Consider the following 9,385-nt stretch of genomic DNA (forward strand, 5'->3'; position numbering starts at 1 on the left):
CCCCCGGACCCCCGCTCCTCAAACGCCGGAGGGGCTGGATTGGACGCCGGCGGAGCCGGGTCGAGTTGCGACGGAGCCGGGTTGGGCGCCGGAGGGGCGGGGGGCGGCCCGGCGGGACCAGGCTCGCCGGTGCTTGAGGCGCGGGTCCGGGCGGGGCCCGGGGAACGGGCGAAGGGTGGGTGGGGGATTGGCCCCGCAGGGGTACCGTCCACACCCACCGGGAGCCTCGTGCCCTCCGGGAGGACCGCCGTGTGGGGGACCGAGGTCGCGGGGATCGTGGTCGAGGCGAAGACTCCGTACGGCTGGGCCGGGGTCGGCGGGGCCGTGACGTGGAAGCCCGGGTAGCTGGACAGGGCCAGTTCGATGGCCGCCGAGGTCAGGGCGCGGCCCACCCGGTCGGGGGACGGATCGCGGACGACCAGGCGGAGCAGCGCGCTGGCGGTCTCCTCCGTGTCCGCGTCCGTGTGGTCCGTGCGGGACAGCGTCCAGGTGACGGACTCCACCGGCGCGAGCAGGGCCGCCAGTTGCTCCCGTACGAGCGCCGCCTTCGCGTCGACTTCCAGGCCCGTCAGGACGAAGACGACCTCGTTGCGCCAGCCCCCGATGCGGGTCGCTCCCACCTTGAGGGTCGCGGGCGGGGCTTCCCCGAGGGTGCCCGAGACCGCCACCCGGTCCGGACCGGCCTGCGCGAGCCGGACCGTGTCCAGGCGGGCCGTCACGTCGGGGCCGAGGTAGCGGATGCCCTGGGTTTCGTAGAGGAGTTGCGCCGTGACCGTACCGATCGAGACGACACCGCCCGTGCCCGGGTGCTTCGTGATGACCGACGAGCCGTCCTGCGCGATCTCCGCCAGCGGAAACCCGGGCCGGGACACGTCGTGGCGGGTGAAGAAGGCGTAGTTGCCGCCCGTGGCCTGGGTGCCGCACTCCAGTACGTGGCCCGCAACCACCGCCCCGGCCAGCCGGTCGTGGTCCTCCGGCGTCCAGTCGAACCACCAGGCCGCGGGCCCGCTCACCAGCGCCGCGTCCGTGACCCTGCCGGTCACCACCACGTCCGCGCCCGCCCGCAGGCAGGCCGTGATCCCGGCGCCGCCGAGGTAGGCGTTCGCGGTGAGCGCGTCCTCCCCGGAGGGCAGCGCGTACGGCATCAGGTCGTCGCCCTCCACGTGGGCGACCGAGACGGGGACGGACAGCTTCGCGGCCAGGGCGCGGACGGCTCCGGCGAGTCCCGCCGGGTTCAGGCCGCCCGCGTTCACCACGATCCGTACGCCCCGCTCGTGGGCGAGGCCCAGGCACTCCTCCAGCTGGCGCAGGAAGGTTTTGGCGTAGCCGAGTTCCGGGTTCTTCAGGCGGTCGCGGCCGAGGATCAGCATGGTCAGCTCGGCCAGGTAGTCCCCGGTCAGCACGTCGAGGGGGCCGTCCGTCAGCATCTCGCGCAGGGCGTCGAAGCGGTCCCCGTAGAAGCCCGACGCGTTGCCGATCCGCAAGGGGCGCCGGGTCACCGGGAGGCCCCCGGCGTACGGCCGGGGCCCGCCGGGCCCGCGAAGGCCTGGGCGATGTCGAGCCAGCGGTCGGCGTCGGGGCCGGACGCCGTCAGGGCCAGGTCGGCGCGGTGGGCGCGCTGGGTCACCAGCAGGCAGAAGTCGAGCGCCGGGCCGGTGATCCGCTGCGGTGCGTCCTCGGGGCCGTACGTCCACACCTCGGCCGGGGCTCCCGGGGCCGTCAGCTCCACCCGGAACTCCCCCGTCGGCGCGGGCAGTCCCCGCACCCCGTACGCGTAGTCGCGCGCTCGGACTCCGATCCGTGCCACGTGCCGCAGCCGGGCCGTCGGGACGCGGCGCACGCCGAGCGCGTCGGCGACGTCCTGGCCGTGCGCCCAGGTCTCCATCAGGCGGGCGCTCGCCATCGACGCGGCCTTCATCGGCGGCCCGTACCAGGGGAACCTGGCATCGGGCGAGGCCGCGGCCAGGGCTCCGTCGAGGGCGGTGCGGCCGTCGCGCCAGCGGGCGAGCAGCTCGGCGGGGGCCAGGGCGGCGCCCTCCTCGGCGCCCGCGTCGACGAAGGAGTCGGGGGCCTTCAGGGCCTCCTCGACCAGCCCCGCGAAGGCGGTGGCGTCGGTGAGGGCGAGCAGCGCGGCCCGGTCCGTCCAGTGCAGGTGGGCGATCTGGTGGGCGAGGCTCCAGCCGGGTGCGGGGGTGGGCTTCGCCCAGTCGGCGGCGGGCAACTCACCTACCAGGGAGTCGAGTTCCCGGCCCTCCTCGCGGAGATCGACGAAGACGGCGAAGACGTTCTCGACAGCGGACGGATCGGGCACGGGTGCGCTCCCCTTCTCGGCGTGAGGGGAAGCGTGGCAGCCGCCAGGAAAACAATCAAGCGTGCTTGCATTTATTTTCCTGAGATGAATGAGGTTGACCGGACGGGGAATTGGAGCGGCCGCCCGGCCTCCGCTGCGCGGGGGCGGGGGCTTGCGCCGGGCGTGCGCGCGCGGCGAAGATCCACGTCACGGCCGCGCGCGCATCGACGAGGCGCGCGGAGGCAGGGACGAAGACACGCAGAGACGCCCACACGTACAGACGCAGAGACGCAGAGACGCAGAGACGCAGAAGGGACGAAGAGATGATCACGGACTCCGTCAAAGGCGTGATGTTCGACTTCTCCGGCACCCTCTTCCGGGTCGAGCCCACCGAGGACTGGCTGCGCGCCGTCGTGGCGGACGCCGGGATCGAGCTGCCCGAGGCCGAACTCAGCGCCCTGGCCGCCCGGCTCGAAGAGGCGGGAGCCCTCCCCGGCGGCGCCTCGCCGCGGCGGCTGCCGGCCCGGCTGGAGCCGCTGTGGCGGGAGCGGGACCTGAGCCCCGAGCAACACCGGGCCACCTACACCGCCCTCACCCGGGAGGTGCCGCTGCCCGCCCCGGAGCTGGCCGACGCCCTCTACGAGCGGCACTGGACCCCCGCGGCCTGGCGGCCCTACCCCGATACCGCGGCCACCCTCGCCGCCCTGCGCGAACGGGGCCTGCCCGTCGCCGTCGTCAGCAACATCGGCTGGGACCTGCGCCCCGTCTTCCGCGCCCACGGCCTCGACCGGTTCGTCGACGCGTACGTGCTCTCCTTCGAGCACGGAGTCCAGAAGCCCGATCCCCGCCTGTTCCGGGTCGCCTGCGAGGCGCTCGGACTGGCGCCCGCGGACGTGCTCATGGTCGGCGACGACGCCGTCGCGGACGCGGGGGCCGCGGCACTGGGGTGCCCGGTCCGGCTCGTCGAACACCTGCCGGTCGGGCAGCGGCCGAACGGGCTGAGCTCGGCGCTCGGGCTGAACTGACGACTCCGGCTACTCGGACGGCCGCCACCATCAGCCGGCGGCGTCCTCAGCCGGCGACGCCGTCGGCCGCCCGGCGGCTGAAGTCCATCGTCCAGTTGTGGACCCAGCTCACGCCCTCGTCGGCCGAGAAGAACTGCTCCCAGCGCGGGGAATCCGCCCCCTCACCCGCCCCCGCGCCCGCGCCCGTCCGCGACCAGACGAACCGCACCCGGACCGCCTTGCCCTCGTAGGTGTCCTCGCCCTCGAAGACGCCCGTACCCGTGGCCGGGTCGAACCGTCCCTCGACGGGCGGGAAGAGCGTCCCGGTCCGGCGGCTCGCCCAGTTGAGGGTCCACTGCTCGCGCTCGGGGTCGTAGAGGCGCAGGGTCAGTCCCGCGAAACCCTTCGTCGGGAACTCGATCTCGTCCACGCTCGCCGCGCCGTCGAAGTGGCGGGTGGCCCGGGAGACGGCCGGGAACACCTCCCAGCCGCTGTCCGCGTCCAGGAAGTCGGCGAGCCAGCGGTTGGTGACGTCCCAGGTGCCGGCGAAGAAGTCGAAGTCGTTCATGTGCGGTCTCCCCAAACTGTTCTCCGTGCTGACGGGGGAACCGTAGGAGCACTCCACTGACATCCTGTGTCAGTGAAGTGCGCGTGAAGTCCAGCCGACTGCTCTCGATCCTGCTCCTGCTCCAGACCCGGGGCCGGATGACCGCCGCCGAGCTCGCCGCCGAGCTGGAGGTGTCGGTCCGTACGGTCTACCGCGACGCGGAGGCGCTGGCCGCCGCCGGCGTCCCGCTGTACGGCGACGCCGGGCACAGCGGCGGCTACCAGCTCCTCGACGGCTACCGCACCCGCCTCACCGGCCTGGCTCCGGGCGAGGCGGAGGCCCTCTTCCTCACCTCCATGCCCGGCCCGGCCGCCGAACTCGGCCTCGGCCGGGCCCTGTCCACCGCCCAGCTGAAGCTGCGCGCCGCCCTGCCCGCGGAGCTGCGTGCGCAGGCCGACCGGATGCGGCTGCGGTTCCACCTGGACGCGCCCGGCTGGTACGCGGAGCACGAGGAGACCCCGCACCTGGCGCGGGTCGCCGACGCGGTGTGGCGGGGCCGGGTCGTCGAGGTCCGCTACCGGCGCTGGAAGGCGCCCCACGAGGTGGACCGGCGCCTGGCCCCGTACGGGCTGGTCCTGAAGGCGGGGCGCTGGTACCTGGTCGCGGGCTCGGCGCCGCCCCCGGACACCACGGCGGCGCCCGGAGCGGGAACCCCGCCCGGCACGCCGGGCCCCGGCGGCCCCCCGTACACCTACCGGGTGGACCAGATCCTCGCGGTGCACGAGACCGGCGAGGAGTGCGCGCTGCCGGACGGCTTCGAGCTGGCCTCCCACTGGCGGCGCACCCAGGCGGAGTTCCACGAGCGGCTGTACCCGGAGGAGGCGGAGGTACGGGTCTCCGCGCGGGCCGCCGCCCGGCTGACCGGCGCCCAGGCCAGAGCCCTGGCCGCCACCGGGACCCCGGACCCCGAACTGCCCGGGTGGACCCGGGCGGTGCTGCCGATCGAGTCGCAGGAGCACGCGCAGGCGCAGTTCCTGGGGCTCGGCGCGGAGGCGGAGGTGCTCGCCCCGCCGGCCCTGCGCCGACGCATCGGAGCGGCGGCCGCGGCGACGGCGGCCCGCTACGGGGCTGCGGGGGCCGGGGGCCCGGACAGGGTCGGTTGACCCCTTCCCTCCGGCGCGGGCGGCTGGGATGCTCCGCGCATGACGACTCGTCGGATGTACTTCGCGACCGCCGCCCTGAGCGCCCTCGCGCTGGGCGTGGCCGTGGCCAGCGGCTGGGGCCAGGACTTCCCGGACGGGAACCGGCCGGCGCAGACGACCGTCAAGACCGGGACCACGGGTACGACCGGGGCGACCGGGACGGGCGGGGCCACAGGGACGGCCGGGACGAGCGGGACGAGCGGGACGACCCACGTCGAGGCGAACGTCCAGCACGCGGACGCGACGCCCCTACCGTCCGACGACACCACCTGGAACTGACGGGACGGGACCGGACTCAACCCGACCCGACCCGACCCGACCCCCATGGCCTGAACTAGCCCCGCCCCTCCCCGATCCGCCCCCAAACCCCCCTGGAACAAAGGCAGTCGGTATACGGTCGTCGCCGACCACGAAGGACGGGCACGAGGTACGGGGCACGGGGGCTGGAGCGACATGAGTGTCGACGTTCGCTATCGGGTGGAGCGGATCGCGCTGGCCCTGATGTCCATATCGGGCGTCGTGGTCCTGATCGCCGATCTCTTCGGATGGCTCGACGCACTCGCTCCGGGGGGTGCGCTGCCCAAGGTCACCCTGCTGATCCTGAGCACGGTCACCGTGTTCCTCCTCCTGGAGATCGACCGCCTGCGCAAGCTCGACGTGGTCCAGGACCAGCTCACCGCGCTGGGCGAGACCGTCCGCAGCCGGATCACCGGCCTGGACGAGACGGTCGAGACGCAGGTCGCCCGGCTCGACAGCAGCTTCCAGGCGCAGCTCGCCAAACTGGACATCGACACCGTCGCGCAGCAGCTCAAGCAGGAGAACTACCTCGGCGTGGTCCGGGTGCACGCGGATTTCCCGTACGGGGTGTTCAACGGGTTCGTGGAGGGTGCCACCCAGGAGGTGACCATCCTCCAGACCTTCATCCCCGACCTGGTCCACTTCCAGCCCGCGCTGGAGAAGGCGCTGGTGGACCGTGGCATCCCGGTGCGGATCATGCTCCTGTACCCCTCCTCCCCCGTGGCGGGACTGCGCGACGAGGCACTGCGTTCCGTACGGGACCCCGCCCTCGCGCCGGACGTGAAGGCCCGGGTGGAGATGTGCCTGGCCGGCCTCGCGGAACTGCACCGGGCGGTCGGGCCCGCGGGCCGGGCCCTGCTCAGGGTGCGCGTATACAACTCCCTGCCGTCCATCGCCGTGCACAAGGCCGACGAGCACTTTCTGGTCAGTTCGTTCCTGCACGGCCAGCTGGCCGTCGACTCCGTCCAGACCGAGATCGACGGCAGTGACACCACGATGGGACGGCAGGTCCGCAAGGAGCTGGACATCCTGTGGGAGATCGGCCGCGACCTGCCGCTCCCCGACTGGCGCGAATCGCTCAGGGACATCACCTGGTGATCACCAGGTGATCCGGGTGCGGGTTCACCTCCAGATCCTCCAGATCCACCAGATCCACGAGATCCACGGAAAGGTACGGCCATGCACGACGTGGGCGCTCCGGACGCGAAGGACGGACTGCACGAGCTGGACGGGTTCGAGAACGGGCTGATCGAGCGCTTCGAGGAGCATCCGGTCCTGGCGAACGTCACCCGGCTGCCCGACGAGGAGTTCACCGCGCTGCTGCTCCAGCGACGGTTCGTATCGCTCGCGTTCACCCCGTCCTACGACCTGGCCATCGACCTGCTGCGCGACGAGGAGGGGCTGCGGATCGCCCGGATCATTCTGCGCGAGGAGTACCCGGGCGCCCAGGGGCACGTGCCCTCGCACCGCGAGGACATGACGCAGGACCTGCGCCGGCTCGGGGTGTCCAGGGAAGCCCTGGTGGCGTCGAGGCCCACGGCCGCGACGCGGCGCGCGATCACCGACACCCTCGAACTGATCGCGGACGCGGGCGGCCGCGCCGACGCCGACCTGCGGCTGCTGACCTTCCTCCGCTTCTGGGGCGAGGTGCTGGTCTCCGTCGAGTACGGGCGGCTGTGGAAGCGGATGGGGCCGGTGTTCACGGGCGGGGGCGGCGACGGGGGTAGGGGTGGGAGTGGGGGTGGGGGTGGGGGTGGGGGCGGCGGCCGGAACGGTTCGCGGTTCTACCACCCGCACCTGGTCCACGACGCGAAGACGCATTCGCTCGCGACCGTGTCCCTGCTGTCCGACACCCACTCCGACCGGCTGGCCGCGCGGGTGACCGAGCTCCTCGGCCGGGCGGAGGGGGCGGCCGGTGCCGCCGGCTTCAAGGAGACCGAGGAACGGGCGCTGCTGCTCAAGGCAGGCTTCTACGATCAGTTCCTGCCCGCGCTGGACTCCGCGACGACGGCCTGAACACCGGACGGGCGCGGGCGGGTCTGCGAGCGGACCGCGCCCATGCTCGCCACGATGACCAGCGCGATCGCCGCCGCGTCGAGCGCCGACAGCGCCTGGTTCAGGATCAGGAACCCGGCCGTCGCGGCGATCGCCGGCTCCAGGCTCATCAGGATCGCGAAGGTGGGCGCCGGGAGCCTGCGCAGGGCGAGCAGCTCCAGCGTGTACGGCAGGACCGAGGACAGCACCGCCACGCCGAGGCCCAGGAGCAGGGTGCTGGGGCGCAGCAGGGCCGAACCGGCCTCGATCACGCCGAGCGGCAGGGACAGTACGGCGGCCACGGCCATCGCCAGCGCCAGCCCGTCCGCCTGCGGGAACCGGCGGCCGGTCCGCGCGCTGAACACGATGTACGCCGCCCACATGCCGCCCGCCGCGAGGGCGAAGGCCACGCCCAGCGGGTCGAGGCCGCCCAGGCCGCCCCCGCCGTGGGTGGACAGCAGGACCAGGCCGGCCAGCGCCAGCCCGGCCCACAGCAGGTTCAGCAGGCGGCGGGAGACCACGACGGAGAGCACCAGCGGCCCCAGCACCTCCAGGGTGACGGCCGGGCCGAGGGGGATGCGGTCGATGGCCTGGTAGATGAAGCCGTTCATGCCGGCCATGGCCACGCCGAACCACACCACGGTCGACCAGTCGGAACGGGAGTAGCCGCGCACCTTGGGCCGGCAGACGAGCAGCAGTACCAGCGCGGCCGCCGCGAGGCGCAGCGTAACCACACCGGCCGCGCCCGCCCTCGGCATGAGCATCACCGCGAGGGCTGCACCGAACTGCACCGAGACGCCCGCCGTGACCACCAGGGCGACGGGGCCGAAGCGCGCCCGGAAGGAGCCGTCCGCGGGGGCGGCGGCGGGGGCGGGCGTGGTTGCCGTCGCTCGCGTGGGGTCGGTGGGCGTGGCGGTGGGTGCGGGCATTTATCCAGATTAGGGGGTGAGTAAGGACCATGCGTCCGTGTTTTGCCTTACATCCGGTGTACGTCCGGCTCCCGCGGCCCTCCGGCAAGCGTTCTGCCGCACCTTCCGCCTAGCCCTCGGCCGGTCCCTCGGGCAGTCCCTCGGCCGGCCCCTCAGCCGGTCCCTCGGCCAGTCCCTCGGCCAGGACTTCCGCCAGGTGGCGGGCCCGGCCACCGGCCAGCTGCGCGATCTGCGTCCGGCAGGAGAACCCGTCCGCCAGCACCTCCGTACCCGGTGCGGCCTCCCGCAGCGACGGCAGGAGCTGTTCCTCGGCACAGGCCACGGAGACCTCGTGGTGGCCCGGCTCGAAGCCGAAGTTCCCCGCCAGGCCGCAGCAGCCGCCGCTGAGCTCCCCCGTCAGCCCGGCCCGCTCCCGCAGCCGGCGGTCGGCGGCGTCGCCGAGGACGGCGTGCTGGTGGCAGTGCGTCTGGCCGGCGACCGGCCGGTCCAGGCGGGGCGGCTGCCAGTGCGGGGCGTACTCCTCCAGGGTCTCCGCGAAGGTTCGGACGGCCGCTGCGAGACGGGCCGCGCGGGGGTCCCCCGGGAGGAGCGCGGGCAGGTCGGTGCGGAGCGCTGCCGCGCAGCTCGGTTCGAGGACGGTGACGGGACCCTGCGGGTCGCCTACGGCGTCGAGGGTGCGGCGCAGGACCCTGCGGGCGGCGTCCAGGCGGCCGGTGGAGACGTAGGTCAGCCCGCAGCAGACCCGGCCCGCCGGGACGGTCGCCTCCAGGCCGGCGGCCCGCAGGACCCTGACGGCGGCGTGGCCGGCCTCGGGAGCGAGGTACTCCGTAAACGTGTCCGGCCACACCGTCACAACGGTCCCGGGCGCAGCCCCGGCCTCCGGCGCGGTCCCTGCCCCGGGCCCGGACCCCGGTGTCGGTGGGCCCTGCGGGGCTGGGTCCCCTACCCGCCCTTCCACCGTTCCCCGGGCTTCGCCCGGACCCGATCCCGCGTGCGGCGCCGTTGCCGGGGGCCAGCCCCCGGACCCCCGCTCCTCAAACGCCGGAGGGGCTGGGTCGCCGGCGCCAGCCATATCCAGCCCC

10 protein-coding genes are annotated in these 9,385 nt (G+C 73.9%); 5 read left to right on the forward strand and 5 right to left on the reverse strand.

Annotated features, from left to right (window positions below; translation table 11 throughout):
* Both ACFWNV_RS37855 and ACFWNV_RS37860 read right to left on the reverse strand, forming a co-directional pair.
* Positions 1 to 1,427 (reverse strand): acyclic terpene utilization AtuA family protein (locus ACFWNV_RS37855; protein ID WP_383956324.1); only part of this gene is annotated, 1,427 nt, incomplete at its 3' end.
* Between the two features lie 68 nt (positions 1,428 to 1,495).
* A complete protein-coding gene (locus tag ACFWNV_RS37860) occupies positions 1,496 to 2,311 on the reverse strand; it encodes a TIGR03084 family metal-binding protein (protein WP_383956299.1) in 816 nt (271 codons plus the stop codon).
* A 302-nt stretch (positions 2,312 to 2,613) separates the two neighbouring features.
* On the opposite strand from ACFWNV_RS37860, the gene ACFWNV_RS37865 reads away from it, so the two are divergent.
* Positions 2,614 to 3,315, forward strand: coding sequence for an HAD family hydrolase (locus ACFWNV_RS37865; RefSeq protein ID WP_383956302.1), 702 nt, complete (start codon positions 2,614 to 2,616; stop codon positions 3,313 to 3,315).
* A gap of 46 nt (positions 3,316 to 3,361) precedes the next feature.
* On the opposite strand, the gene ACFWNV_RS37870 is transcribed toward ACFWNV_RS37865, so the two are convergent.
* Positions 3,362 to 3,862, reverse strand: coding sequence for a hypothetical protein (locus ACFWNV_RS37870; RefSeq protein ID WP_383956305.1), 501 nt, complete (start codon positions 3,860 to 3,862; stop codon positions 3,362 to 3,364).
* 83 nt (positions 3,863 to 3,945) lie between these two features.
* Between ACFWNV_RS37870 and ACFWNV_RS37875 the strand changes: the two genes are divergently transcribed.
* The 4 genes from ACFWNV_RS37875 (at position 3,946) to ACFWNV_RS37890 (ending at position 7,356) form a co-directional block, all read left to right on the forward strand.
* On the forward strand, positions 3,946 to 5,004 hold the full coding sequence (locus tag ACFWNV_RS37875; protein WP_383956308.1) for a helix-turn-helix transcriptional regulator: 1,059 nt from the start codon (positions 3,946 to 3,948) through the stop codon (positions 5,002 to 5,004).
* A gap of 39 nt (positions 5,005 to 5,043) precedes the next feature.
* Positions 5,044 to 5,322 (forward strand): hypothetical protein, encoded by a 279-nt coding sequence (locus ACFWNV_RS37880; RefSeq protein ID WP_383956311.1) that lies wholly within the window; start codon positions 5,044 to 5,046, stop codon positions 5,320 to 5,322.
* A gap of 174 nt (positions 5,323 to 5,496) precedes the next feature.
* On the forward strand, positions 5,497 to 6,438 hold the full coding sequence (locus ACFWNV_RS37885; RefSeq protein ID WP_383956313.1) for a hypothetical protein: 942 nt from the start codon (positions 5,497 to 5,499) through the stop codon (positions 6,436 to 6,438).
* Between the two features lie 81 nt (positions 6,439 to 6,519).
* Positions 6,520 to 7,356 carry a hypothetical protein gene (locus ACFWNV_RS37890; protein WP_383956316.1) on the forward strand — a complete coding sequence of 279 codons (837 nt, stop codon included), beginning with the start codon at positions 6,520 to 6,522 and terminating at the stop codon, positions 7,354 to 7,356.
* On the opposite strand, the gene ACFWNV_RS37895 is transcribed toward ACFWNV_RS37890, so the two are convergent.
* Positions 7,317 to 8,303: a DMT family transporter gene (locus tag ACFWNV_RS37895; RefSeq protein ID WP_383956319.1), complete on the reverse strand. Its 987-nt coding sequence runs from the start codon at positions 8,301 to 8,303 to the stop codon at positions 7,317 to 7,319. The two genes, ACFWNV_RS37890 and ACFWNV_RS37895, sit on opposite strands and share 40 nt — an antisense overlap.
* Positions 8,304 to 8,412: 109 nt before the next feature.
* The coding region (locus ACFWNV_RS37900) for a (Fe-S)-binding protein (RefSeq protein WP_383956322.1) at positions 8,413 to 9,385 on the reverse strand (973 nt) is incomplete at its 5' end.

This window comes from Streptomyces sp. NPDC058401, from assembly GCF_042722885.1.
GTDB lineage: Bacteria > Actinomycetota > Actinomycetes > Streptomycetales > Streptomycetaceae > Streptomyces.